20 protein-coding genes are annotated in these 24,709 nt (G+C 65.5%); 10 read left to right on the top strand and 10 right to left on the bottom strand.

The features are described from left to right. The first annotated feature begins 26 nt into the window (after positions 1-26). From IPK69_13205 to IPK69_13195, 3 genes are all read left to right on the top strand, one after another. Positions 27-1,139, top strand: a complete 1,113-nt coding sequence (locus IPK69_13205; GenBank protein ID QQS08916.1) for a hypothetical protein — start codon at positions 27-29, stop codon at positions 1,137-1,139. A 197-nt stretch (positions 1,140-1,336) separates the two neighbouring features. Then, positions 1,337-2,494: a pyruvate dehydrogenase (acetyl-transferring) E1 component subunit alpha gene (pdhA, locus tag IPK69_13200; GenBank protein ID QQS08915.1), complete on the top strand. Its 1,158-nt coding sequence runs from the start codon at positions 1,337-1,339 to the stop codon at positions 2,492-2,494. 86 nt (positions 2,495-2,580) lie between these two features. Then, the gene (locus IPK69_13195; GenBank protein ID QQS08914.1) at positions 2,581-3,588 is read left to right on the top strand and encodes an alpha-ketoacid dehydrogenase subunit beta; all 1,008 of its coding nucleotides are present in this window, start codon (positions 2,581-2,583) and stop codon (positions 3,586-3,588) included. 234 nt (positions 3,589-3,822) lie between these two features. Here IPK69_13195 and IPK69_13190 read toward each other — a convergent pair whose 3' ends face one another. From IPK69_13190 to IPK69_13155, 8 genes are all read right to left on the bottom strand, one after another. Further along, positions 3,823-4,092 (bottom strand): DUF5076 domain-containing protein, encoded by a 270-nt coding sequence (locus IPK69_13190; protein QQS08913.1) that lies wholly within the window; start codon positions 4,090-4,092, stop codon positions 3,823-3,825. A 34-nt stretch (positions 4,093-4,126) separates the two neighbouring features. Then, positions 4,127-4,753 carry a LysM peptidoglycan-binding domain-containing protein gene (locus IPK69_13185; GenBank protein ID QQS08912.1) on the bottom strand — a complete coding sequence of 209 codons (627 nt, stop codon included), beginning with the start codon at positions 4,751-4,753 and terminating at the stop codon, positions 4,127-4,129. A gap of 34 nt (positions 4,754-4,787) precedes the next feature. Beyond that, positions 4,788-8,240, bottom strand: a complete 3,453-nt coding sequence (gene secD, locus IPK69_13180) for a protein translocase subunit SecD (GenBank protein ID QQS08911.1) — start codon at positions 8,238-8,240, stop codon at positions 4,788-4,790. A gap of 93 nt (positions 8,241-8,333) precedes the next feature. Further along, entirely contained in the window at positions 8,334-8,840 is a 507-nt protein-coding gene (yajC, locus tag IPK69_13175; GenBank protein ID QQS08910.1) for a preprotein translocase subunit YajC, read from the bottom strand. A 254-nt stretch (positions 8,841-9,094) separates the two neighbouring features. Beyond that, positions 9,095-10,333, bottom strand: a complete 1,239-nt coding sequence (gene tgt / locus IPK69_13170) for a tRNA guanosine(34) transglycosylase Tgt (GenBank protein ID QQS08909.1) — start codon at positions 10,331-10,333, stop codon at positions 9,095-9,097. A 105-nt stretch (positions 10,334-10,438) separates the two neighbouring features. Then, on the bottom strand, positions 10,439-11,308 hold the full coding sequence (locus IPK69_13165; GenBank protein QQS08908.1) for a rhomboid family intramembrane serine protease: 870 nt from the start codon (positions 11,306-11,308) through the stop codon (positions 10,439-10,441). A gap of 216 nt (positions 11,309-11,524) precedes the next feature. Next, a complete protein-coding gene (locus tag IPK69_13160) occupies positions 11,525-12,574 on the bottom strand; it encodes a hypothetical protein (protein QQS08907.1) in 1,050 nt (349 codons plus the stop codon). Continuing rightward, entirely contained in the window at positions 12,571-13,005 is a 435-nt protein-coding gene (locus IPK69_13155) for an NUDIX hydrolase (GenBank protein QQS08906.1), read from the bottom strand. The genes IPK69_13160 and IPK69_13155 overlap by 4 nt, the downstream gene beginning before the upstream one ends. Positions 13,006-13,259: 254 nt before the next feature. Here IPK69_13155 and IPK69_13150 point away from each other — a divergent pair, with 254 nt between their 5' ends. The 3 genes from IPK69_13150 to IPK69_13140 all read left to right on the top strand — a co-directional run bounded on the left by IPK69_13150 (position 13,260) and on the right by IPK69_13140 (position 18,212). Continuing rightward, positions 13,260-14,201, top strand: a complete 942-nt coding sequence (locus IPK69_13150; protein ID QQS08905.1) for an ABC transporter ATP-binding protein — start codon at positions 13,260-13,262, stop codon at positions 14,199-14,201. Beyond that, positions 14,198-15,298 (top strand): MCE family protein, encoded by a 1,101-nt coding sequence (locus tag IPK69_13145; GenBank protein ID QQS08904.1) that lies wholly within the window; start codon positions 14,198-14,200, stop codon positions 15,296-15,298. The genes IPK69_13150 and IPK69_13145 overlap by 4 nt, the downstream gene beginning before the upstream one ends. A 220-nt stretch (positions 15,299-15,518) precedes the next feature. After that, positions 15,519-18,212: a serine/threonine protein kinase gene (locus IPK69_13140; GenBank protein QQS08903.1), complete on the top strand. Its 2,694-nt coding sequence runs from the start codon at positions 15,519-15,521 to the stop codon at positions 18,210-18,212. Positions 18,213-18,215: 3 nt separating this feature from the next. On the opposite strand, the gene IPK69_13135 is transcribed toward IPK69_13140, so the two are convergent. Beyond that, positions 18,216-20,141: a collagen-like protein gene (locus IPK69_13135; GenBank protein QQS08902.1), complete on the bottom strand. Its 1,926-nt coding sequence runs from the start codon at positions 20,139-20,141 to the stop codon at positions 18,216-18,218. Positions 20,142-20,222: 81 nt separating this feature from the next. On the opposite strand from IPK69_13135, the gene IPK69_13130 reads away from it, so the two are divergent. Further along, a complete protein-coding gene (locus IPK69_13130) occupies positions 20,223-20,366 on the top strand; it encodes a hypothetical protein (GenBank protein ID QQS08901.1) in 144 nt (47 codons plus the stop codon). 127 nt (positions 20,367-20,493) lie between these two features. Then, positions 20,494-21,975 (top strand): radical SAM protein, encoded by a 1,482-nt coding sequence (locus IPK69_13125; protein QQS08900.1) that lies wholly within the window; start codon positions 20,494-20,496, stop codon positions 21,973-21,975. Between the two features lie 22 nt (positions 21,976-21,997). Here the strand turns inward: IPK69_13125 and IPK69_13120 are convergent, their stop codons facing one another. Further along, positions 21,998-23,149, bottom strand: a complete 1,152-nt coding sequence (locus tag IPK69_13120; GenBank protein ID QQS08899.1) for a nitroreductase family protein — start codon at positions 23,147-23,149, stop codon at positions 21,998-22,000. Between the two features lie 284 nt (positions 23,150-23,433). On the opposite strand from IPK69_13120, the gene efp reads away from it, so the two are divergent. Together efp and IPK69_13110 are read left to right on the top strand one after the other, a co-directional pair. Continuing rightward, on the top strand, positions 23,434-23,988 hold the full coding sequence (efp, locus tag IPK69_13115; protein ID QQS08898.1) for an elongation factor P: 555 nt from the start codon (positions 23,434-23,436) through the stop codon (positions 23,986-23,988). Between the two features lie 49 nt (positions 23,989-24,037). Further along, the gene (locus IPK69_13110) at positions 24,038-24,583 is read left to right on the top strand and encodes a hypothetical protein (protein ID QQS08897.1); all 546 of its coding nucleotides are present in this window, start codon (positions 24,038-24,040) and stop codon (positions 24,581-24,583) included. Positions 24,584-24,709 lie beyond the last annotated feature (126 nt).

The following is a 24,709-nucleotide window of genomic DNA, read 5'->3' as shown; positions in this document are numbered from 1 at the left end:
CCCCACCTCCCCACTACGCTTCCCACGTGCCGACTCCCCGCGAGATCCCCGTCGCCCTCTGGCTCGACCCGAGTCAGGCGACCCTCGCCGCCGCGCTCGTCGAGCACACCAACACCATCCTCGCCCGCGATCACGCCGCGCTCAACATCGCCCTGCGCGTGACGCACCTCGGCACGCCCCCGGCCCCGCGCGCCGCCACGCCCATCGCCGACCTCTTCCACTCCACCAAACGCTTCGACGACCTCCGCGCCGGCCTCGCCGAGTTCACCTCTGCACTCGAGCCATCATCCACGCCGTCCTCTTCACCCGCCACTCCCTCTGGACTCGTCCTCCTCCTCTCTACCGACTCCCTCCACACACCCGCCACACGCCCCGCCTTCGATCTCATCTCCGCCCGCGACTGCCTCTGCGTCAGCACCTTCCCCATCCCCGGCACGCTCATGCAGCCGATCCCGCCGAGTCCGCCGCGTGTCCTCGGCATGCCGCACGCCACCTCCACAGCCCGCGCCCTCCTCGACGCCCTCGCCGACGAGCATCTCGGCCACATCCGCAGCCTCAGCCTCACCATCCACGCCCCACCCACGCACGCCCCCGCCGGTGCCCTCCTCTTCGCCGCCCTCGACCTCCTCCGCGCCATCCTCGGCGAGCCCGAAGAAACCATCGCCTTCCACACGCCGCCATCGCCGACGACACACTCCACCACGTCCTCCAACTCCGCACGCGCCCCCCTCCACCTCGCCAGCGGCGACTCCCTCCTCACCCTCCACGGCGACGCCACACTCCTCGCACGAACTCCCCACGGCGCAACGGCCACCATCCACGCCAGCAACATGGCCCAAACCCACGACTGGCACGCCACCATCCTCACCACCACCTCCGAAGTGCACCTCACACCACGATCACTCCACATCAGACCCGGAGACGACGCGCCACCTTCACCTGCCGACGCCGACAATCACCCGAGCACCTCCACCACACTCCTCGCCGAATCCCTCGCGCGAATGCTCGACACCTCACGCCCCTCCGAATCCCCCGATCTCGCCAATGTCCTCCCCATCACGCAGGCCGCGCTCCTCAGCATGCGCACAGGCCACGCCGAAAGCCCCGAACGCGTGCGCCGATTGCTCTCCAAGCCCTGAGTCGATCGCCGGCACATGACGTGTCGAAACATGTAGCCCGACCGTCAGGGAGGGCTCAATGCGCCGATGCTGACTGTTGAAAGCCCTCCCTCACGGTCGGGCTGCTTGCCACTCCATCACGCAGAGTGCCTCTGGCACGCTCGGCCCATCCCGCCCCCACTCCCTACAATCCCGGCCCCAAAGCGAGAGGTATCACCATGCCCAGAAAGACCGTCTATTCCGCGGCCATCGACTATCTCCAGATCATGGACGAGCACGGCACGCTCGACGCCGCCCTTGTCGACGAGATCGGCCAGGGCAAAGGCCTCGGCCACCACGGCCTGCTCAATAACGACGAGATCCTCGAACTCTACCAGTTCATGATCCGTTGCCGCGCCCTCGACGAGATCGCGTTCAAACTCCAACGCTCCGGCCGCATGGGCACCTACCCCCAGAACAAGGGCCAGGAAGCCTGCGCCATCGGCTCCGCCTTCGCCGCCCAACGCGGTGACGACTGGCTCGTCCCCTGCTATCGCGAGAATGCCGCGCTGTTCATGCATGGCATGCCCATGCACTACATCCTGCTGCACTGGATGGGCGACGAACGCGGCAACCAGATCCCCGAGGGCGTCAACATCACGCCCCTCTGCATCCCCATCGGCACCCAGATGCTCCACGCTACCGGCATCGCCTGGGCCTTCAAGATGCGCAACGAGCCCAAGTGCGCCATCACCTACTTCGGCGACGGCGCCACCAGCGAGGGCGACTTCCACGAGGCGATGAACTTCGCCAGCGCCTTCCAGGTCCCCTGCATCTTCTTCTGCCAGAACAACCAGTGGGCGATCTCGGTCCCACGCGAGCAGCAGATGAACAGCGAGACCGTCGCGCAAAAAGCCATCGCCTACGGTATGCCCACGATCCAGGTGGATGGCAACGACCTTCTCGCCGTCCACAAGGCCAGCAAGGACGCCTTCGACCGCGCCCGCTCCGGCGGCGGCCCCTCCTTCATCGAGGCCGTGACCTATCGCCTCGCCGACCACACCACCGCCGACGACGCCCGCCGCTACCGCGACCAGAAGGAAGTCGACGCCTGGGTCGCCAAGGACCCGATCATCCGCCTCCGCAAGTACCTCGTGGCCCAGAAACTCTGGACCGACGCCAAGCAGGCCGAACTCGAGGAGCACGCCAAGGCCATGGTCGCCGACGTCGTGAAGCAGGCCGAGGGCATCGAGAAGCCCACCACCGACGAGATGTTCGACTGCATGTACGCCGCGCTCCCCGCAGAACTCGAACTCCAGAAGCGAACCCTCCGCACCCACAGCCTCGGCCAGGGGATCGGCGCCGAGCAACTCAACCACCCCGTCCACCAGCACTGACCTACTCCCTCTCATGGCACAGGCGTCCCGCCTGTGTCTACCAAACCTCCTCTTTCTTCACACGCTCCCAACTCCAGGACCCCACCATGCCCAAGCACACCCGCACCGAAAAGCAATCCACCGATGGCCTCACCCTCGTCGACGCCATCAACGAGGCCCTCGCCCAAGAGATGGAGCGTGACGACCGCGTCGTCGTCCTCGGCGAGGACGTCGGGCTCAATGGCGGCGTCTTCCGCGTCACCGAAGGCCTCCAGAAACTCTTCGGCCCCCAGCGCGTCATCGACACGCCCCTCGCCGAGTCCGGCATCATGGGCACCAGCATCGGCCTCGCGATGAACGGCATGCGCCCCGTCTGCGAGATCCAGTTCGAGGGCTTCCTTGGGCCCGCCTACGACCAACTCGTCAACCACGCCGCCCGCTTCCGCACGCGAACCCGAGGCGCCATCACCATCCCCATGGTCGTCCGCGTCCCTTGGGGCGGCGGCATCCACGCGCCCGAACTCCACTCCGACTCCCCCGAAGCGATCTACGCCCACAGCCCGGGGCTCAAGGTCCTCTGCCCCTCCACACCGACCGACGCCAAGGGCATGCTCACCGCGGCCATCCGAGACCCCGACCCCGTCGTCTTCTTCGAGCCCAAGCACGTCTACCGCTCCTTCCGCGAGCAGGTGCCCGAGGAGCAGTACGAGATCCCCATCGGCCAGGCCAAGGTCATCAGCGAGGGGACCGACATCACCATCGTCACCTGGGGCGCGATGGTCTTCCAGTGCTTGAAGGCCATGGACGCCATGCCCGAGGACGTCAGCGTCGAACTCATCGACCTCCGCACGATCTCCCCCCTCGACACCGACACCATTATCGAGAGCGTCAAGAAGACCGGCCGCTGCGTCGTTGTCCACGAGGCCGCCAAGACCTGTGGCCTGGGCGCCGAGATCGCGACACGCCTGCAGGAGAACTGCTTCCTCCACCTCCGCGCCCCCGTCCAGCGCGTCACCGGCTTCGACGTCATCATGCCGTATTACAAACTCGAACTCGACTACATCCCCAACGCCGACAAAGTCGCCGAGGCCGTCACGCAGTGCCTCGCGTACTAGTTTGGTAGCCCGCCTCTCTTCATGCGGTTCGTTGGTGGCATGGTCTTGGGTGGCACCGATCTCTAGAGCGGTGCCTTCATTTCTACCCACTTCTTATGGAGCAGCGACCCGTCCGCCTCTACGTTCTTCTACTCTCCATCTCTCTCCCACAACCTCAACCCATCCCTCACCACCGCCCTGCCGCGCCCCTCCACACGCGATCACTCGTCCTCGTCCACCAGCCCCCCCATCGGCTCATCCGTCGGCGAGGCGAACTCCAGATCCAGCATCTCCTTGATCCGCGCGAACGTCTTCACCGGGTTGTACCCATGGCTCTCCTCGTACGCGTTCGCGAGGTGCCGCATGAGATCGCAGAGCATGATCCCCCAGTGCGCCGGCCTCCCACACATCGGGCCGGAGGATCACCTCCTGATCGCCTTTGGCGATCCAGATCCGGATCAACTCGAGTGATTTCGGGTCCTCCTTCGCCGCGTCGGGGATCGGGAGGGCGTCGTTCGTGGACATGATCGTGACCTCCAACGTGCACAGACGTGCACACCTACGGCCTCAGAGCGGGCACCCTCAAGGTCATACCGGCACGCACCATGTTCCGGTTGCGGAGACGGTCCCGATTCTGCTCAAAGATGAACTCGGCGTGCTGCGAACTGCCGTACACCTTCTTCGCGATCGTGGACAGGCTGTCCCCCGATTGCACGACATACTCCGGAATCGGAGCCGGCGACTCGTCCTTGGCCAAAGCCTCGCGCGTCGTCTGTGTGTCGAGCACGCGCCCGCGGATGTTCGACGGCTCGATCGGCACGAGGATCTCGCGACCGGCCTTGAGATCGGGCGGGCTGAGCGTCGGGTTCGCCCGCGCGATCGCCTCGGCGTACGACTCGCTCCCAAAATACCCCCTCGAGATCGTCGCGAGCGTCTCCCCCTTCTGGATCACGTGCCGACGCATCGAGGGCGGGACCACCGCCTGCGGCCGCGACAGATCCAAGGGCTCGGGCGCGATCGACTCGCCGTTGCGCGCGACCAGTTCGCCACTCACGTTCGAGATGACGGGCGCCTCACCGCTCGCCGCCGTCACCCTCGGGCGGCTGGGCTCCCACAACCAGAACACCAGCGTCCACACGCCGATGAGCGTCAGGAGCAGAATCGCAACTCGTCCCGAGGCGGGCATGGGAAGACCATAGCCGCGAACTCAACGCACGGGATCAGGCCGTCGGTGACGCCGTCTCTCCCCGATCCAGGCCACGCTGATACTCGAGGTCCTGCCGCGACGACCAGACCAGCGGCGAGGCGACAGCGACCGATGAGTAGGTCCCCACGAAGATCCCGCAGAAGAGCGCGAAACTGAACGCCCGGACGCCCTCGCCGCCGAAGAGATACAGGAGTGCTGCAGCGAGAATCGTCGTGCCCGAGGTGATGATCGTTCGGCTGACCGTCTGGTTGATGGCATGGTTGATCATGGACTTGGTCGCGAAGGGCAACTTGCCGCGGTTCTCGCGGATGCGGTCCATGACGATCACGGTGTCGTTGAGCGAGTACCCGGCAACGGTGAGCATCGCCGCGACCATGTTCAGATCGAGTTTGAACTCCATCAACCCGAGTTTCGTCGCGAAGGCGCTCGTGGACGGATTGGTCACGAGGAACTCGGCGAGGGCGATCAGGCCCAGCACGCTGAGCACGTCGTGCAGGAGCGCGACGAGGGCGGCGAGGGAGTACCGGAAACTCTTGAACCGGATCCAGATGTAGATGGTGATGCCGATGAAACTCACGAAGATCGACGCGGTGGCCTTGGCCTTGAAGTCGCTGGCGACGGCCGGCCCGACGCTCTGGACGCTCGCGGGCGTGCGCTGGGTCGTCAGCGTCTCGCGGACGAAGGTCCACTCGCGCTCGACGACCTCGGTCTCGAAGCGCTGGGCGTCGTCGAAGGGGCTGGCGGAGGGATCCTTGACGAGGAGCACCGCGGATTTCACGCTCGCCGTATCGCCGTCGATGATGACGAGTTCGCGCTGGCGCGAGAGGGTGTCGGAATAGTCGCCGACGCGGCGCGCGGCCTCGAAGCGGTCGCGGAGCGAGGCGTACGGCCGGCTGGGCGAGAGATCGCTCATGACGATCGCGACGCCGCCGACGTATGGCGAGAGGTCGGTGGAGAGGCCCGGGCGATTGATGAGCGAGCCGAGGTCGCCGGGGCGCTGGACGACGAAGACCGGGGCCCGGGCGGCGTCCTTGATGTCGGAGCCGACAAACTCGAGGGCGGGCTTGATGTCGAGAACGTCGGAGAAGGCGTTGACGACGGAATCGATGACGGCGTTCTGGTCGGTGGCGTAGGTGGTGATCTTGAAGCGGTTGGAGGTGACGCCGTCGGCGGCGGGGTTGATCGGCGCGATGCTCGCGGTGGAGAGCGGGGCGAGAGAGTCGTCCTTGGACTTCCCCTCGCCAAGGACGTGGACGCGGCCTTCGACCTCGGCGCGGGTCATGGTCATGGGCTGGCCGTCTTGCCCGCCCTTGAGATCGAGCGTGACGGCGGTGCCGCCGCGGAACTGGGTGTCCAGCATGTCGTAGCCGCGCGTGATGGCCATGACGACGCCCGTGCCGACGAGGATGGTGGAAAGCGTGTAGAAGAAGAAGCGGAACTTCATCCAGTCGATGTTGGGAGTGAGGACCCGCTGGAGGGCGGGAACAATCGTGGGCAGCATCGGGAGTTTGCGGATGTTGAGGACGTTGGTGAGGACGTCGAAGACGACGCGGGTCACGAAGAGGCCGCTGAAGAGTGTGGCGAGGACGCCGACGCCCATGGTAATGCCGAAGCCCCGGACCTCCTGGGTGGAGAGGCTCTTGGCGGCGAGGACGATGCAGACGATGAGGGTGGTGATGTTGCCGTCGACGATGGAGGAGAGGGCCTTGCTGAACCCGAGTCGGACCGAGGTCTTGAGGTCATTTCCGGCCATTCGCTCTTCACGGATGCGCTCGTAGATGAGGACGTTGGCGTCGACGGCCATGCCGAAGGTGAGGATGACGCCGGCGATGCCGACCATGGTGAAGGCGGCGTGGTTGAGGGCCATGATGCCCAGGATGATGATGGAGGTGCAGACGAGGGCGATGACGGCGACGATGCCGGAGAGGAAGTAGTAGCAGATCATGAATCCGCCGACGATGAGGAGGGCTATGAGTCCGGCGCGGAAGCCCTGGCGGAGGTTGTCGGCGCCGAGTTCGGGGCCGACGGACTCGATGCTCAGTGGATCCTCGGTGAGTTTGCTCGTGAGGGAACCGGCGGAGAGGACGCGGACGACGTACTGGATCTCTTCTGAGGTGAAACTTCCCTGGATCTGCCCGCTGGTGGAGATGGCGGAGTTGATGTTGGGTGCGGTGTAGATCTGGTCGTCGAGGACGACGGCCATCTGGTCGCCGACGTGCTTGCTGGTGAGGGCTCCGAGTTTCTGGGCGCCGATGGCGTCCATCTGGAAGGTGATGTTGGGGAGGCCTCGCTCGTCGCGTCCTTCGCCGGCTGCGGCGACCTGCCAGGAGCCATCGGCGGTGGAGATCTTGTCGGCGGAGGCGTCGGAGACGAGCATCCAGTACTCGCCGTCGTAGGGCTCGACGACGTAGCCGCGCGACTTGAAGAACCCGACGGGGTCGGCCTGGATGGCCTGGAACTGGGGGTAGTCGTTGTACCAGCCCTTGAGTTCGTTGATCTTGAGCCAGACGGCGTTGGTGGAGCGGACGTTTCGCGGGCCGCGCTCGCGGAGTTCCTGGCGGAGGCGGGACTCTTCGGTCAGCGTATCGGGCTTGATGGAGATGCGGAAACTGAGCACGCCTGAGCCTTTGAGTAGGCGGACGAGTTCGTAGGGATCGTCGAGCGTGGTTCGTTCGGCGGCGAAGGCCTCGTGGGCGGCGATGATGGTCTCGAGAGAAGTGGTGGCCCCTGGGTGGTCAGCCTTGAGGCGCGTGATGGCGGCCTCGCGCGGGCTGGGGATGCGGACGAAGGTGCCATCGGGCGCCTGGAGTTGGCTCTCCTTGTTGGAGAGGGCGAGGGCTCGGCGAACCTCACGCGGGCTGATGACGCTCTTGAGGACCTCGTTGCGCGCGGCGTCGAGTTCGATCTCGGCGGCGGCGATTTCGAGGGCCTTGGTGTCGATCTGAGCGGGGTCGGTGAGGGGGGCGAGTTCGGCGCGGAGGCGCTGGACCTTGTCGTAGGTATCAGCGGCCTTCTGGAGGCGGCCGGCCATGGCAACGTCGTCCTTGGACATGGAGGCGAGTTCGGCGTCGCGCGCGGGCTTGTCGAGGGCGAGGGCGCGATTGAGTCGTCCGGCGTCGATGGCGCTCAGGCCGAGGGTGGTGAGTTTCTCGTCGTAGGCCTTCTTGAGTCCCTTCACCCGCTCGTTGGGGAGGGGCATGGTGATCTCGATGCGGTTGTCGCCGGCGGCGACGATCGAGACTTCCATGAGACCCTGGGGATCGATGCGGCGTTTGAGGGTCTCGATGGTGCGATCGAGGACGGCCTGGCGGTCTTCGCCCGGGCCGATCTGGATGCCGTAGGTCAGCGTGACGCCGCCGGCGAGGTCCTTGCCTGTCTTGAGTTTCTTCTCGACGGGGAGGATCGAGAGAACGCACAAGGTAAGGACCAGGGCGACGATGAGGACTCTGGTGATCAGTTTGTTCATGGGGCAGGCTTTATGGTCGAGCGTGTGGGTGACGCGAAGAGTCGGCGGAGCAGTCGTCGCCGGCGGGTCTGGCCTTGTTGGCTGGTGTAGCGATCAGGCGTTGGCGTGTGAGTTTTCGGGCTTGAGTTCGGCGGTGGTGTCTGCCTTGGCCCCTGGAGAGGAGGACATGACGCCCTGGATGGCGGACTTGGAGAACCTGATCTGGCCATCCTCGACGCGGAGGACGACGTCGTTCTCGTTGATCTTCACGATGGTGCCGATGATGCCGGCGGTGGTGAAGACCTGGTCATTCTTCTTGAGATTGGCCATCAACTGTTCGCGTTGTTTTTTCTGCTTGCGGCCGCCGAAGACCTGCATGAGGATGATGACGCCGAGGACGACGATCATCGGGAGGAAGATGCCGCCGAAGGGGCTGGAGGGCGTGGAGGTTCCGCCGCCGGTGGGCGCGCCCGTGCCGGGCGCGGCGCCTGGTGTGGTCGTTGCGGGTCCGGCGGGTTGTGCGGTTGCGCCGGGCATGCCGACGGCGTTGGCGCCTCCGGAGGGAGCATCCTGGGCAAGCGCCAGCCATGCGGAAGAGAGACCGGTCACCTGATCGAGCATTCCAACATCCACCTTTCTACGGGCACTTCACTTTTCAGGAACGAGACAACAGAACATGGATCGCGTGGCTCAACCGACGCTGAGAGATTCAGACGCGGCGCAACATCCAATGCACCACTCAGGAACAACCGCGAGGACCCTGCGTCGGCGTGACGAGGGGGCCTTGGGTCGGATCCCGGTGGGCCTGCATTGTTCGAGGGCACAGACCAAAAGACGACCCGGGATCTTGAGAATGCCGTACGGAAGTCGAACGGTCAACGGAGGCCGTCGGCGGCGATGGGCCAGCGGGCGACGAGGGCCTGCCAGTCATCGGTCGTGATGGTTTGGCGGATGTCGCGCATGAAGCGTTGGAAATGGCGGAGATTGTGGAGCGTGATGAGGATGGGCCCGAGCATCTCGCCGGTCTGGAAGAGGTGTCGGAGGTAGGCGCGGGAGAAGCCGCGCGGGGCGGCGAGGGGGTTCTCGCCGCCGGTGCAGGCGATGCAGTCGCAGCCTGGTTCGAGGACGGATTGGTCATCGGCGTATTTCTGATTTCGGAGACGGATCTGGCCTGTGCTTGTGAAGGCGTTGGCGTTCCTCGCGTTTCGAGTGGGGAGGACGCAGTCGAACATGTCGACGCCGGCGCGGACAGCGGCGAGGAGGTCTCGCTCGTAGCCGACGCCCATGAGGTATCGCGGCTTGTCTTCGGGAAGGAGGGGCGCGGTGTGGCGAACGACGCGGGCGATGTCGTCGGAGTCTTCGCCGACGGCGACGCCGCCGATCGCGTAGCCGGGGAGATCGATGTTGGTGATGCGCGTGGCGGACCATGTGCGACGGTTGAGATCGGTGCCGCCCTGCACGATGCCGAAGAGGGATTGGTCGGTGGAGCGTGCGTGGGCGTGTTTGCATCGCTCGAGCCAGCGGACGGTGCGCTCGTTGGCGATGTCGAGGCGCTCGGCGTGGTCGTATCGGCCCCGCTTGGTGTCGCGTCTCACGGCGGAGGTGAGGCGTGGGTCGGCGGAGGGATCTGGGCGGCCATCCTCGAGGGCGTTCTCGGAGGGGGGGCAGTCGTCGAAGGCCATGATGATGTCGGCGCCGAGTTGGTTCTGGATTCGGATGGCGTCCTCGGGGGCCATGCGAATGGTCGAGCCGTCGACGACGGACTTAAAGGTGACGCCGTCGTCGTCGATGGAGTTGGTGTCGGCGAGGGAGAAGGCCTGGTAGCCGCCGGAGTCGGTGAGGATGGGGCGGTTCCAGTTCATGAAGGTGTGGACGCCCCCGAGTCGCTGGATGAGTTCGGCGCCGGGTCGGAGCATGAGGTGGTAGGTGTTGTTGAGGAGGATCTGAGCACCCGTGGCGGCGACTTGCTCGGGGAGGATTCCCTTGACGCTGGCGCGTGTGCCGACGGGCATGAAGGCGGGGGTGTCGAAGGAGCCGTGGGGCGTGGTGACGCGGGCGTGTCGGGCGCCTGTGGTTGCGGAGCGATGTTGGATGGAGAAGGAGAGGGCGGTCACGCGGGGAGGGTACGGCGCGGAGTGCGGATCATGAGAGGAGATGTAGAAGGAGGAGACACCGGCAAGACGCCGGTGCCACGAGAGTTGGTAAGGGATGAGGCCTCGTTAGCCGTTTTTGATGCCGCCCTGCTCGTTGAACTTGCGGAGTTTGTTCTTCTCGGCGTCGGAGAGGCTGCCCATGCCATGTTCTTTGATCTTGTCGAGGATGGCGTCGACTTCCTGCTGGGTGATTTCCTTGGCGCCGACGAGTTTCTTGAGGGATGAGGCGAGGCCGCCTTTGCGGCTTGGATCGCGAGAGGAGGTGGAGCGGGAGTCTGGGGCTTTGCGTGAGTCCTCCATGATGTCGAAGAAGTCGCGGAGGAGGTGGTTGTTGCGGACGAAGATGAACCCGGCGAGGGCGCCGCCGAGGTGGGCCGCTTCGCCGCCGGCGTTGGCGGAGCCTGTGAGGAGATTGATGGCGGCGATGGCGACGTAGCCATAGGCGAGCCACTTCAAGGGGAGGGTGACGGGCGGGAAGAGGAGTTGCATCTGCTCATTGGGTCGGATGTAGGCGGCGCCGATGATGACGCCAAAGACGCCGGCGGAGGCGCCGATGAGGGGGGACTGGAGTTTGTAGACGAGGAGACCGGGGAGTGGGTGCAAGCCGGCTTTGGTGAAGAGGACGCCTCCGAGATTGAGGAGGAGGAACATCAGGCCGCCGCAGATACCGCAGACGAGGTAGAAAGCGAGGTATTTTTTTCGCCCAAGGTATTCCTCGACCATGGCCCCGAAGATCCAGAGGCCGAACATATTGAAGAGGATGTGGGTGATGTCGGCGTGGAGGAACTGAAAGGAGAGGAGGCGCCAGACTTCGAGTTTGAGGAAGGTGTGGGTGGAGAAGGCGCCGTATTCCCTGGAGAGATCGACGGCCCGTGGTCCCAGGAGAGCGGAGCCGAAGAAGACGGCGGCGTTGACGATGATGATCCAGACGGTCATGGAGAGGGGTCGACGGCCCGGACCTCCCCACATCATGGATGGTCCTTTGCCTCCTGGGCGTTGGTCGTAGTTTCGTTCGGCGATGCCCATGTGGTCGCGAGCGCCTCCTTGCGCGGTCGAACAGGTGCGTTCGTGTCAAGAACTGAGGGATGATCGGCCGGACGCGAGCGAGGCCTTGATGCCGCGGGCGGAGAACCGGTTCCCTTGCGGAGTACTTTAGGAATTTGGGGCCTGGTGTTCCTGTGAGGCGGCGCGGAGGCGGGTGGTCTCGGCCTCGAGGACTCGGCGCTCGATGGGGGAGAGAGCGGCGAGGCCTTGCGTGGAGACTTTCCGGAGGACGGCGTCGACCTCGGGGAGCGTGCCTGGCTCGAGATCGGAACTCGATTGATCGAGCCAGTGATCCGACAAGGTGTGGAAGGAATCTGGATCGTCCGAGAGTGTGTGATCACGGGTTGGGTGTGGGGAGCCGAGACCCTCGGCGAAGAAGAGGGCGCGGCGCCAGTGGGCGGCACCGGCGAGGCCGGCGATGGTGGAGACGAGGAGGACTCGGGTCTCGCCGGCGACGGCGGCGACGATGAAGATGAGCGAGGCGATGATCCACGTGGCGCGGGCGGTCGTCATCGCGGCTTCGGCGGTGGTCACGCGACGGGAGCGCCAGGCGTGGAGCCAGCGGCCTGCGTCGAGGGGGAGCATGGGGATGCAAAGATTGATGGCCAGCACGCTGAGATTGGCGGCATGGAGCCACCAGACGATTTTCGGCCAGCCGACGAGTCCCGCGGCCCGCGGATCGGTGGGCCAGGTGAGAAGGAGACGCGTGTCGAGACCGAGGCTGATGGCCCAGAGGGCGATCAGGGGAATCATGAGGAACCCGAAGGCAACGCCGCCGCATTCGGCGATCATGGGGCGTGCGGAGAGGCCCGGGAGGGGAAGGGCGAGGCCGCCGAGGGGCCAGATGGCGCAGTTGGTTTCGATGCCGCCGATGAGTCGGAGAACAATGGCGCGCGCGACCTCTCTTGCGAGGACGACGCCCATCCATGCACCAAGGAGTAGGAGTTGTTCGGCCGCGCCGGCGGCGCCGTGCGTGAGGGCGGCGACGGCGGCTTCGGTGGCGATCCAAGCGAGAACGAGGATGTGGACGCCGACCCAGCCGGCCTTGATGGGGACGAGGGGGACCATCCACCCGAGGAACTCGTCCCAGCCGCTGTACAGGGGCGCGTGAGCGCGGGGCTTGGAGACGGAGGTGGCATTCTGCGCGTGCGAGTTCATGGGGCGACACTCCCCGGCGTGGCGCGTGGGCCGTCGTGGCGATGACGATCGAGGTATCGGCGCGTGATGTGCCACGCGGCGATCGTCTTGGCGTCGATGATGTCGGCGGTGTCGATCATGCGTTCGAGGTCGTGCGTGCTCATCTCCACGGGGCGGATGTCCTCGTCCGGCTCGAGGTGCTGGCTCCCCATGGTGATGCTGGTGGCGAGATAGACCTTCATCAACTCATCGGTCATCCCCGGACCAGGATGGAACCGGGCGATCTCGGTGAGGGTTGCGGCCGCGGCCCCGATTTCTTCCGCGAGTTCTCGGCGGGCACAGTCGTCGTAGAGCTCGTCGGGCCCACGCGTTCCTGCGGGGAACTCCCAGTTCCATGCGTCAAGGGCGGGGCGATACGTGCGTATGAGGACCACGCGATCGGGCGTGGGCATGGGGACGAGGACGACGCTCCCGGGATGGCGAACGACGGTTCGCGAGATGGGATCGCCTCGTGATGAGACGTAATCGACACGTTCGACATCGAACTTGGCGTCGCGAATGAGGAGAGTGCGTTCCAGCGTGGGCCTATGCTCACGGGCACTAACTTGTGCGCGGGCTTGTGGGCCGACGTGTGTGCGGGCTTGTGCATCGGGCCGCGGGTTCATCACGATCAATGGTACAGAAGTATTGCGTCCAAGGACCTGTCATGAGCCGAGGGATTGGAGAACGCACGGATGAAGTTCTCGAGGCACGGGCCTCGAGTGTCGCTGCGTGTTTGAACGCGGACTCGACGGTTGCGGAGTTGGTCGACGTTCACAAATCGTTTGGTTCTCAGGTGGTTCTCGACGGACTGAACCTCACGATCGAGCGGGCGAAGACCACCGTGGTTCTCGGTCCATCGGGGTGCGGGAAGTCGGTGCTGCTGAAGCATCTGATCGGGCTGCTTCGGCCGGATTCGGGCGAGGTGCATGTGCTTGGGACGCGGGTGGACCAACTCGACGAGCGGGCACTGACGTCGATCCGGCTGCGCGTGGCGATGCTGTTCCAGATGGGGGCTCTCTTTGACTCGATGTCGGTGGCGCAGAACATCGAGTTCCCGCTGATCGAGCACACGCGGCTCGGGACCGACGAGCGGCGTGAACGGATCGCGCGGGCGTTGCAAACAGTCGACCTCGATGGGACGCAGACGAAGTTGCCGGTAGAACTCTCGGGGGGGCAGCGCAAACGTGTGGCGCTCGCGCGGGCGCTGGTGCTGGACCCCGAGGTGGTGCTCTTCGATGAGCCGACGACGGGGCTGGACCCGATCCGATCGGACGGGATCAACGAGTTGATCCTGAAGTTGAAGCGGGAGATGGGCGTGACCAACATCGTGGTCACGCATGATCTGCAATCGGCGAAGAAGATCGCGGACCATGTGGTGATGCTGCATGGAGGGACGATCGCGGCGCAAGGGACGTTTGCCGATCTGGAAGCCTCGTCGAACCCGCGTGTGCAGCAGTTTCTGGCCGGGCGGTATGGCGACGAGGACGTGGCGACGCCGGCGGACGTCGCGTCGGTGCGTGTGCGGGTGGAGGAGGCGGCCTACAAACCGATCGAGGACGATGGAACGGGCGGCGGCGAGCCGAACTCGGGGAGCGAGAGACGATGAACGCACGGACACGGGACCTGTTGACGGGGTTGACGGCGATCGTGGGCCTGAGCGGGCTCGCGATCATGTTGATGCTGTTTGGAACGCTGGCGAACTTCGCGGAGCCGACGTACGACGTGCGCGTCATTGTTCCGACGGCCGGGGGACTGCGTGAGACCTCTCCGGTGACGGTGAGCGGGGTGAAAGTCGGTCAGATCGTTCGGACGAAGAACCTCTCGCTTCCGGAGCGCGGCGTGGAGTTGACGCTGCGCGTGCAGAAGGCGTCGCGGATTCCGGCGGCGGCGCTTCCTTCGATCGAGCGGTCGTTTGTCGGCGAGGCCTCTCTGGAGTTCGTGATTCCGCTGGACGCGACCGAGGCGGAACTGGCGGCGACCCTGGACCCCAAGGACGAGGTGAAGCGGTACGACCGGGTGCGCTCGCTGCTTGGCGACTTGACTGGTGCGGTTCAGGATCCGCTGGAGCAGTTGACGGCGACGGCACGGAACATCGATCGGATGGCGCTGGCGTATACGGAGGTGGGCGAGCGGTTGAATGATCTGCTGGCGCCGCGTATGCCGAGCGAGGTGGACGCGGTGGATCCGGCAGCGCGGAAGGCTCCCAATATTGCGACGGTCGTTGCCCGACTCGATGCCGCGCTCGCGAACACGAATGATTGGATCGGCGAGGAGAGCGGCCTGAAGTCCAGGACTGTGGAGATCCTGGAACGCGCCCAGGCAAGCCTTCAGGAGATGGAGGGCGTGATCGCGTCGTGGAAGAAGGCGGGCGAATCGGTCGAGACGGCGGCCACGAACATCGGGAGCGAGGTCAGCAGGACGGGCGAATCGCTTCGACGAGAGGTAGCGACGATCCGGGAGGATGCCGGCGAGACACTGGGAACGTTGCGTGGGACGCTGTCGCGGATCGACGCCGCCTCGGGCGAGTTGGCGACGCTGCTCTCGAGCGTGAACGCGGGTGAGGGGACGGCGGGGCAACTGGTCAAGAACCCGGATCTGTACAACTCGGTGCGGTCGGCGTCGGCGCAGTTGGAGCGGACGCTGGTGGAGGTGCAGTTGCTCGTCGAGAAGCTGAAGGCCGAGGGAATCAAGGTTGGCGTGTAGTCCCGTATTTCGGTCACGTTTGTGAAGAATCCGTGGACGCAACAGGGCGTGTGGGACATCGGGCTATGCTCACGCCGTGACGGCCTCGACGAGTTTGTGCCCGAAATGCCACAGCGTGATTGTGCCAGGAGTTGTGCGCTGCAACTCGTGCGGCGCGTTGCTTGATTCCGGGGTGGGTGGCCTGGGTGATAGCGCCGAGAGAATTCGTGGCGAGACGCCCTTGCCCCGGCTGAGCAAGCAGGATCATGTTGACCCGGCGATGGACGAGTCGGCGGCGCTCCCGATGCCCGACGAAGGGGACCAACATTCTCGCCCGACGGTGTCGCTCGATGAGCCTTTGCCGTCGGGATTGCTCGTGAATGGTCGGTATCGGATCGTGTCGCGCGTGGGCACGGGCGGGATGGGCGAGGTGTACCGGGCGGACGACCGGACGCTGTCGCAGACGGTGGCGCTGAAGTTTCTTCCCGCGGCGTCGGACGAGCGGGCGCGGGAGTTGATGCTGAACGAGGTGCGCCTCGCGCGGCGTGTGAGCCATCCGAATGTGTGCCGGGTGCATGACATAGGGGAGTATCGTGGTCGGACGTTCATCTCGATGGAGTATGTGGATGGCGAGACGCTCGCACAACTGCTGGCGAAGATCGGGCGTTTGCCGGCGGACAAGGGGGCGACGGCGGCGAAGCAGGTGTGCTTTGGTCTGGCGGCGGCGCACGCGCAGGGGGTGCTGCATCGAGACTTGAAGCCCGCGAACGTGATGATCGACAGCAAGGGCGAGGTGAAGATCACGGATTTCGGGCTGGCGGGCCTTGCGGACGAGTTGCGATACGTCTATGGACGAACGGGGACACCGGCGTACATGGCGCCCGAGCAACTGGATGGCAAGCCGCCGAGCGTGCGATCGGACATCTATTCACTTGGCCTGGTGCTTCACGAGATCTTCACGGGGAGGGCGGTGTACTCGCCCAAGACGATCTCGGAACTGCGCGAGTTGCAGAAGCGGCCCATCGCGGCACCGTCTTTGGGCACTCCAACGCTGGACACCGGCGTGGAGCGTGTGATTCTGGAGTGCCTCGATCGGGATGCGGAGCATCGGCCGGCGGGCGCGCTCGAGGTGGCGGCGATGCTTCCCGGAGGGGACATCCTGGGGGCGGCGGTGGGCGCGGGGTTGATGCCCTCGCCGGATCTCTTGGCGCGGGCGCGGGCGCCGGGTGTGTTGGAGCGGACGGCGCTCCTGCTGACATCGGTTCTGACGGCGATGCTGCTGGTGGTGGTCGTGACGCTGGCGGGGAACACGATGCTGATGCCACGGGTCCATCTGCCCAAGCCTCGCGAGGTGCTGGTGGATCGCGCTCGCGAGATCATCGCCTCGTTTGGGTACACACCCGAGGCGTACTCGGTGGGGCACTTTGACTATTACGAGGAACTGGTGAGCGCGATGGCGCGGGATGATCGGGGCGCGACGCGATGGGACATCCTCGAGCGCGCGCGGCCTAGTCCTGTGGACTTCTGGTATCGCGAGCGGGACTTGCCGCTGGTGACGAACAACGAGCGTCAACGTGTGGACATGCGTGACCCGCCGTTCGAGGTGTCTGGGGACACGTCGGTCAGGCTCGACGCTTCGGGTCGATTGCGGGACTTTTTCCGGCTAACGACGCTGCTGGATCTGGATGCCGTGGGCGAGGCGCGCCCGGTGGTATCGGCCGCGCCGAGAGAGGCGAACTGGGCGCTGGCGTTCGAGAGCGCCGGGTTGGAGATTGATCGATTCACGGAGGTTCAACCGGTTCGACAGCCGGCGACGTACTCGGATCTTCGGCGGGCGTGGATGGGGGTGTATCCGGAGTTGCCCGACGAGCGGGTCCGTGTGGCGATCTCGTCGTACGAGGGGAAGATCACGTCGTTTCGGATCGTGGAACTCAAGTGGGCGTCGGCATCGGTGTTCTTTGAGGAGATCGGGGGGATGCCACGTGTGTTTCGGTCTGCGCGAGTCGCCGGGCCGTTTCTCCTTGCCGCGGGGCTCGTCGTGGGGGCGATCCTGGCGTGGCGAAATGTGAACGGTGGGCTTGCGGATCGTCGCGGGGCAATCCGGATGTCGGTGACGGCGTTCTTCATCGCGGCGTTTGCGCGATTCATGCTGTCGGACCCGATGCTCGACTCGGTCGCGCTAGCGGAGTTGCTCGCGCGCTGCGGGCGTGTGGGGTCGGTGACGGCATTGACGTTCTGGGTGTTCTATGTGGCGGCCGAACCGTATGTCCGGCGGCACTGGCCCCAGGCGATGGTGGCGTGGTCGCATCTGCTCGCGGGTCGCTGGCGTGACTCGCAGTTGGGGGTGAACCTGGTTGTGGGTGTTTCGGCGGGCGTGGGCGTGACGGTGCTGACGCAGTTGCGTCACATTGTGCCGATGCTCTCGGGACTTCCCGAGCCGGAACTGATCGGGTCGAGCGATCTCCTTCGTGACGCGCTCGCCGGTGCGCGGCAGTCGATCGGGCTGGGGGCGACGCTCTTCTTGCGATCGCTGATCGCCGCGATGCTGCTGCTGATCGCGTTCGTGGGCGTGCGTCTGGCGGTTCGTCGGACGTGGCTGGCGATCGGGATTGTGGTCCTATCGATCGGGGTCGTGGTTGCGACGATCGGGAGCGTTGAAGCCAAGGCGGGAGGCCCCTTGTGGTCCATGGCCGTAATCGACTTTGTGTATGCGACGCTTGTCGCGGCGGCGTGCATGCACGTGCTGACGCGGTTCGGGCTGGTGGCGCTCATCGTGGGGATGTTCGTGTATTTCCTGCTGACGACGTTTCCGATCACGACCGACGCGAGCGCGTGGTATTTCTCGAGCACGATCTCGCTCCTCGGCGTGGTCGTGGCGATCGGTGCGCTGGGGCTGGCGATGGGATTCAGCGGGCCGCGGCCTCGAACGGCTTGACGATCAGGGCGTCTCTGTGGTGGGCTGCATGATCACCGCGGGGAACGTGCTGGGATCGTCCGCTGGCGTCTCGGGGACGAGCGCGGCGGCGGGCTGGGGCTGCGGGCGTGGCGTGTCGAGGACGCGGCGCGGGCGCGCGTTGATGCCTTGCTCTGGCGACTGGCCCCACGCCCTGGGCGAGAGGAGTCGTCCTTTCCAGGCGTCGGGCTTGGCGATCTCCTTCGGCGCTCCGCGATACTTCTGCCACGCGTCGTTGCGTGTCGCGGTGACGGTCCACGAGACGGAGGCGCCGGGAACGCCGCCGGCGATTCGGAACTGGTTGTTGCGGACAGTGTCGGCGATGTAGAGCGTGGGCATGGGTGCGCCGACGGGTGTGAGTTGGAAAGTCGGATCGCGGTTGATGGCCTCGAAGTAGTCGGGGAGTTCGACGGTTGCCTCGCCCGAGGAGTCGAGATCGATGTTGCCGCGATAGGTGTTGGTCGGCTCGGGGCCCTCGTTGCAGTAGTGCATGAGGATTCGATTCTCGGGGTCGAGCGGGTGGTCGATCATGAAGGCCTTGTTGCCGGAGGTTCCGATGTCGCCGTCGGCATAGAGGGCGTATCCCTCGACGCTGGCGCAGGCGGCGAAGATGCCGAAGCCCAGGCCGTTCTCGGCGTAGTTGGTGGCGTAGACGGCGGTGGCGCCCTCGGCGGGACTTTGCACGGCTCCCCAGACGCCGATGACGTTGCCGGACAGAGCAGCGGCGACGCCATAGACACCTGTGGCGTCGTTGGTGGAGGAATCGCTTCTTCCAAGGACGCCTGTCGTGAGACCGGTCTGAGCGGTGGCGTAGCCGTCGATGCCGGTGCCGGCGGTGCTGTCTGAGCGGCCATAGACACCCCAGGCGTCGCCTGTGGTAGCGGTGGCCCATCCGAGGATCGCGCGTCCGCCGGTGGAGTCTGATTGCGCGTGCACGCCATAGGTCTCGCCCGAGGTGGCGCTGGCCCAGCCGAGGATGCCGACACCGGCGTTGCTGGCGGACTTGCCGGCGAGGGAGAGGGCAACGCCGCTGGCGAGCGAGGATTCGAAGACGCCTGCGCGGGCCTCGCTCGTTATGACGTGAAGCGGGTGCTGGGGCTGGTTGACGCCGATGCCGACTTTGCCCTGGGTGAAATGGGCGTCGTTTCCGGTGAGGACGAAGGGCGAGGCCCCCGCGGGGCCGGCAGCCCCGGCGGGACCGGTCGCTCCCACGGGACCTTGTGGGCCTTGCGGGCCTGTCGGGCCGATGGGGCCAGCGGAACCCGCGGGACCGGCGGGGCCTGCGGGACCCTGGATGCCATTGAACCCGGATGGACCGGAAGGGCCGGCCGGTCCAGCCGGGCCTGCGGGACCGGATTGGCCTGGTAGTCCGGGCGCGCCGGCGGGGCCTTGAGGTCCTTGCGCACCTTGTGTGCCTTGCGCGCCGGCGGGACCGGTCGGGCCGATAGGACCGGCGGGGCCTTGTGGTCCTTGTGGTCCAGCGGGACCGACGGGGCCTTGGGCGCCAGCGGGTGAGTTGAGCGCGTAGAGGGAATACGGAACGACGTTGACGGGTTGGCGGGGCGTGAGGCTGGTGTAGCCGCCGGCGCCGCTGGGGCTGCGCACGTCGATCTGGAGCCAGATGGCGTTGCCGGTGAAAACGCCTGTGCCGAAGTCGATCTTGGTCGAGAAGACGCCCTGGCGAACCTGGACTCCAGTAGCCTCGACGGCGGCGTGCAAGGGTGAGCCGCCGGTGGCGCTGGAGTAGGGCGTGAATCGGAAGTCGCAGAAGCCGTTGGCTGGGGAGATGCCGACGCCGAGGACTCCCTGGTAGGTGAACTCGGTGGAGACGGGTTCAGCGGCGTGGGCGAGACGCGGGAGGGCGGCGAGGCAAAGGATGGCAGCGAGACGACACCAAACGCGGGCGTGCATGGGTGGACTCCGGGTCTGTAGTTCTCAACAGGCGAACGAACCGAACTGGGGCAACCTCTGCCCGGTACGGATGGCATCGGCGTGAGCGGGCCATGGGTCGAGCCGCGGGCGATAACTCGATGGCGGGAGATTCCGATCGTGCGGGCGGTGCGGGGACTCGCCATGGGCGTACTGGAGATGAACGTGGGCGTCATTGGCGACCCCACCGGGCGACAGAAGGCCTAGGGGCGGGTACGATTTCAATGTTTTCTGAAAGTTCCGTGACCCGTGGCTGGAGATTGGGGGGCAAGCCCGGGTCATGGCGGTCTTCATGGGGCGATATTCGGCCCCGACATTGGAAGGACTCTTGCCCATGGGCGCGCTGTACACCGCACCGAAGGAACTCCCCCACCACGACGCGCGCGACGAGGGATTTCTTCGCGGTGTGGCGATGGGAGAGGCTCGGCTGACGACGGAGCAGGCGATGACGCTGTGGCATGGCGCGTCGCTGCACGAGATCGGGCGCTGGGCGGACGCGCGATGCCGCGTGATCCATGGCGATCGTCTGCGAACATACATCATCGACAGGAACATCAACTACACGAACGTGTGCAACGCGAGGTGCACGTTCTGCGCGTTCCGGCGCGATGGCGACGAGAGCGACGCCTACACGCTGAGCAAAGAGCAGATCCACGAGAAGATCGCGGAACTCGTGGCGATCGGCGGGACGCAGATCCTGATGCAGGGCGGGATGAATCCGGACCTGCCTCTGGAGTGGTACATCGATCTGTTGCGATCGATCAAGGAGAAGTTCCCGGGGGTGCACATCCACGCGTTCAGCCCGCCGGAGATGGTGGAGTTTGTGCACTTCTTCAATCCGCCTGGTGCGACGTTCGAGGCGAAGGTGAGGTGGGTGTTGTCGCGATTGCGCGACGCGGGGCTGGACTCATTGCCCGGCGGCGGTGGCGAGATCTTTGCGGACCCGGTGCGGCGGAAGATCGGCCTGGGCAAGTGCGACGCGGAGAGTTGGCTGACGGTGATGTATGTCGCGCACACGCTCGGAATGTTCACGAGCGCGACGATGATGTTCGGGCACGTGGAGGGGTACGCCGATCGCGTGCACCACATGTTGCTGGTGCGCGAGTGGCAGGACAAGGCGCTGCGCGAGGGGGTGAACGGGGCGGGGCACTACAAGGCGTTCATCTCGTGGCCGTTCCAGCGGGAGAACACGCCGCTCGGTCGGGTGCCGGATTGGGGCGCGGATGCGCGTGAACTCTCGATGGAGTTCCCGGGCGATGCGGTCGCGCGGGCGTGGGACTTTGGCCGTGGCGTAGGCGCGCAGCCGGCAGGGAAGCGAGCGGCGGATGTCTTCGCGTTCGACGAGATGGACCGGACCACGTATCCGACGGCGTCGCTGTTTGGCAAGCGCGTGCGGATGAGCGGGGCGACCGAGTATCTGCGGACGCAGGCGCTCTCGCGGCTGGTGCTGGACAATGTCTATTCGATCGGGAGTTCGTGGGTGACGATGGGGCCGCATGTCGGGCAAGTGGGGCTGTTCTATGGCGCCAACGACATGGGGAGCGTGATGATGGAGGAGAACGTGGTGTCGTCGGCGGGGACGACGTATTGCCTGGACGAGGCGGTGTTGTGCCGATTGATCCGGGATGCGGGGTTTGTGCCGGCGCAACGGGACAACTCGTACGACGTGCTGCGGGTGCAGGCAGGGGCGGAATCACCGGACTTGCAGGTGAGAGATTGGTCCACGCACCGGGCGCGGCGGCTGCACCGTGAATCAAAGACCGAGCAGGCATCAACGGCTGGTGGGCCCGCGACGCTGACGGTTGGGGCGACGTGAGTTCACTGCAATATGTTGCCGATCACTCGATCTCGCTGCCATCCATGATGAAGTCGGCGAGAGGGCGGCGAGGCGTGGCGGGGGTGTAGTCGGCATAGCCCAAACGCAGAAGAATCTGCGGATTGATCGTCGGCGATTGATTCGCGTCGGGCAGATCGCTCTCCTCCTCAAAGTCATTCTTGATCGAGCGTCCCGAGAGACGCGTGGCGATCAGTTCCGAGAGTTTCGGCCTGAGAGTCTCGACCTCGATGGGTTGATTGAGGTATGAGGCGGAGATACCCATGGATGTGGAGGCAAGAAGGAGTCTGGTCATGGCGGCGCCGGTGGCGAGCCAGGCGGCGTGATCGTCGGCGTCGGTGTGCATGATGGCGAGGGCGGGGGAGCCTTCGGCGAGTTGGCGGTCTTTCGCGGCTCGGCCCTTGCCGACGTCGAACGTGCGCATGATGAAGGGTCCGGCGTGGGAGAGGATGTCCCAGACGCGGCCGGACATGCCCTGGGCGTAGGCGGGGAGGCCGTCGCCTTTGTCGGTGTCGTTGGGTCGCATCCAGTAGGCGAGTTCTGTGCGGAACTTCTCGTCGGCGAACTGGACGCGGTCGGCCTGGGCGACGAGTTCGGCGATCTCGTGCTTGGCGAAGGCGTCGCTCGTCGCATCGAGGCGCACCGTCGTGGGCGCGCCGTCGTGGTGCGCCCCGTGCACGATGGCTCGCAGGGCGTCGAGTTCGCTGGTGGCGACAGGCCTGGGATCGAATGCCATGCGATTGGTGCGACGGTTGGGGATGGCGTCGAAGAGGCGGAGTTCCTGGGCCGAGGGAGTGTGCCGGCCTTCCATGCGGACGATGGCGACAGGTTCATGAGGCGCGGCACTGGGATTCCACTCGACCTGATCAGAAAGCCCGAAGCGCCGCATCGCGATCCGGAATGATTCCACGGCACAGGCGACGGAGATCAGGCTCTCGCGTCCGTGCGGATCGACGACGGGGAGGATGCGCTCGTGGTCGTGGTGGAACTCGACATGGTGCTCGGCGACTCTGAACTTCCAGGGCTGCGCGTTGTGCGCGCTCGGAGCCATGATGGCGTAGTTGAGGAGATAGTGGAGTCGCTTGGCAGGCGGGGCCGAGTCGAGAAAAAGTCCGGCGTCGGCGCTGCGTGGATCTGGCGTGCGTGTGGAGGGCATCTGGGCTTCTTCCGTGAACACGGACACACCCGGCCGGGACGACGGCTCCTTCTTCACATCCGCAACCAGTGTACCGCGCGGGGGAAAGTCTGCAAGGCGATGGAGGCGCGAGGCAATCGTCGAAGCCTTCTCGGCATACTCGCGCCTATTCTTGGGGCCGTTTCCCCGAGCCGATTTCTCGATACTGATCGCCGGAACGACCTGGACCGGCATTTGCAATCGGCCCGGACACGAACGAGATACGAACACGCGACGTTGACACGAACCATGAGGTGGGATCGAGCATGAAAGCGACCGAACTTCGACAGGGCCTTGGCGTGAAGATCGACAACAAACTCGCGGTGCTGACGGGCGTCGAGCACCGCACGCCCGGGAACCTCCGCGCGTTCATCCAGATCAAGTACAAGGAGATCCTCTCGGGCAAGTCGCTCGAGCGTCGCCTTGGCTCATCGGACGACATCGAGGTGATCGATCTCGATCGGCGGACGATGGAGTATCTCTACTCCGACTCCACGGGCGCGACGTTCATGGACACCGAGTCATACGAACAGTTCGTGATGCCCGAGGACGTGCTGGGTGATGCGCTCAAGTTCCTCCGCCCGAACGCGCAGACGATCGTGCTGCTCCACGATGGCAACCCCGTGACGCTCGAACTTCCTCCCGCGGTGGAGTTGACGGTGAAGGACTGCCCGCCCGAAGTGAAGGGCGCGACGGTCTCGAATCAGACAAAGGACGCGACGATGGAGACGGGGCTCGTGACGCGGGTGCCCGCGTTCATCAAGCCGGGCGAGGCGCTGCGCATCAGCACAGCAGACGGCTCGTACCAGTCGCGGGCCTGACCACCGTCCTGTATTCGTTCTTGTATCCAAGGTCCTCGGAGAGCGTGGCGTGATACTCGTCCTGCTTGGGCTTCGAGGCTCGGGGAAGAGCGCTGTGGGCTCTGCCATTGCCCGACGCTCGGGCGTGCCATTTCTCGATCTGGACATGCTGACCGCGGTTCGGCTTCAGGCTGTCGATGCCGCGGAGGCGATCGCGACGCGTGGGTGGGAGGCCTTCCGCCTTGCCGAGTGCGAGGCGATGGCGGACGCGGTCCTGGCGCACGATCGATCCGTGCTGTCCCTCGGCGGCGGCACCCCAACGGCTCCCGGGGCCTCGGCACGACTGACTCGTTGGCGCGACGATCGCCGGGCGTTGTTGGTGTACCTCCACGCGAGTCCCGACACGCTTTGTGAGCGGTTGCGTGGAACAGACATCAAGACTCGCCCGGCGATCCTCGGCGTGGACGCGATCGGTGAGGTCCACGAGGTGTACCAGCAGCGTGATGGGCTCTATCGGACCTTGGCCCACGTCGTGGTTGATGCCGAGGGACCGGTCGCTGGGGTCACGCTCGTGGTGTTGGAGGCGTGGGAAGCGGCCGAGGCTCGCGCGACCTAGGACCGTGTCACACATTGCACGGACTCTGAACACTCTCCGAGTGGATGAGGGCCTCGTGACAAGCCGATGGGTGTGGTATGAACACCTCCCCCACTCTCGGTCTTCACACACGACGGTGCCGCACGA

It is taken from the genome of Phycisphaerales bacterium, assembly GCA_016699835.1.
Taxonomy (GTDB): domain Bacteria; phylum Planctomycetota; class Phycisphaerae; order Phycisphaerales; family UBA1924.
Note: the sequence above shows the minus strand (reverse complement) of the source record. Positions and strands in the feature narration are given on the sequence as shown.

Bases quoted from the DNA above. Each gene is read 5' to 3' on its own strand.
- pdhA (QQS08915.1), top strand. From the start codon at position 1,337: ATGCCCAGAAAGACCGTCTATTCCGCGGCCATCGACTATCTCCAGATC.
- IPK69_13195 (QQS08914.1), top strand. From the start codon at position 2,581: ATGCCCAAGCACACCCGCACCGAAAAGCAATCCACCGATGGCCTCACC.
- IPK69_13190 (QQS08913.1), bottom strand. From the start codon at position 4,092: ATGTCCACGAACGACGCCCTCCCGATCCCCGACGCGGCGAAGGAGGAC.
- IPK69_13185 (QQS08912.1), bottom strand. From the start codon at position 4,753: ATGCCCGCCTCGGGACGAGTTGCGATTCTGCTCCTGACGCTCATCGGC.
- secD (QQS08911.1), bottom strand. From the start codon at position 8,240: ATGAACAAACTGATCACCAGAGTCCTCATCGTCGCCCTGGTCCTTACC.
- yajC (QQS08910.1), bottom strand. From the start codon at position 8,840: ATGCTCGATCAGGTGACCGGTCTCTCTTCCGCATGGCTGGCGCTTGCC.
- IPK69_13165 (QQS08908.1), bottom strand. From the start codon at position 11,308: ATGACCGTCTGGATCATCATCGTCAACGCCGCCGTCTTCTTCGGCTCC.
- IPK69_13160 (QQS08907.1), bottom strand. From the start codon at position 12,574: ATGAACTCGCACGCGCAGAATGCCACCTCCGTCTCCAAGCCCCGCGCT.
- IPK69_13155 (QQS08906.1), bottom strand. From the start codon at position 13,005: ATGCCCACGCCCGATCGCGTGGTCCTCATACGCACGTATCGCCCCGCC.
- IPK69_13150 (QQS08905.1), top strand. From the start codon at position 13,260: ATGAGCCGAGGGATTGGAGAACGCACGGATGAAGTTCTCGAGGCACGG.
- IPK69_13145 (QQS08904.1), top strand. From the start codon at position 14,198: ATGAACGCACGGACACGGGACCTGTTGACGGGGTTGACGGCGATCGTG.
- IPK69_13135 (QQS08902.1), bottom strand. From the start codon at position 20,141: ATGCACGCCCGCGTTTGGTGTCGTCTCGCTGCCATCCTTTGCCTCGCC.
- IPK69_13125 (QQS08900.1), top strand. From the start codon at position 20,494: ATGGGCGCGCTGTACACCGCACCGAAGGAACTCCCCCACCACGACGCG.
- IPK69_13120 (QQS08899.1), bottom strand. From the start codon at position 23,149: ATGCCCTCCACACGCACGCCAGATCCACGCAGCGCCGACGCCGGACTT.
- efp (QQS08898.1), top strand. From the start codon at position 23,434: ATGAAAGCGACCGAACTTCGACAGGGCCTTGGCGTGAAGATCGACAAC.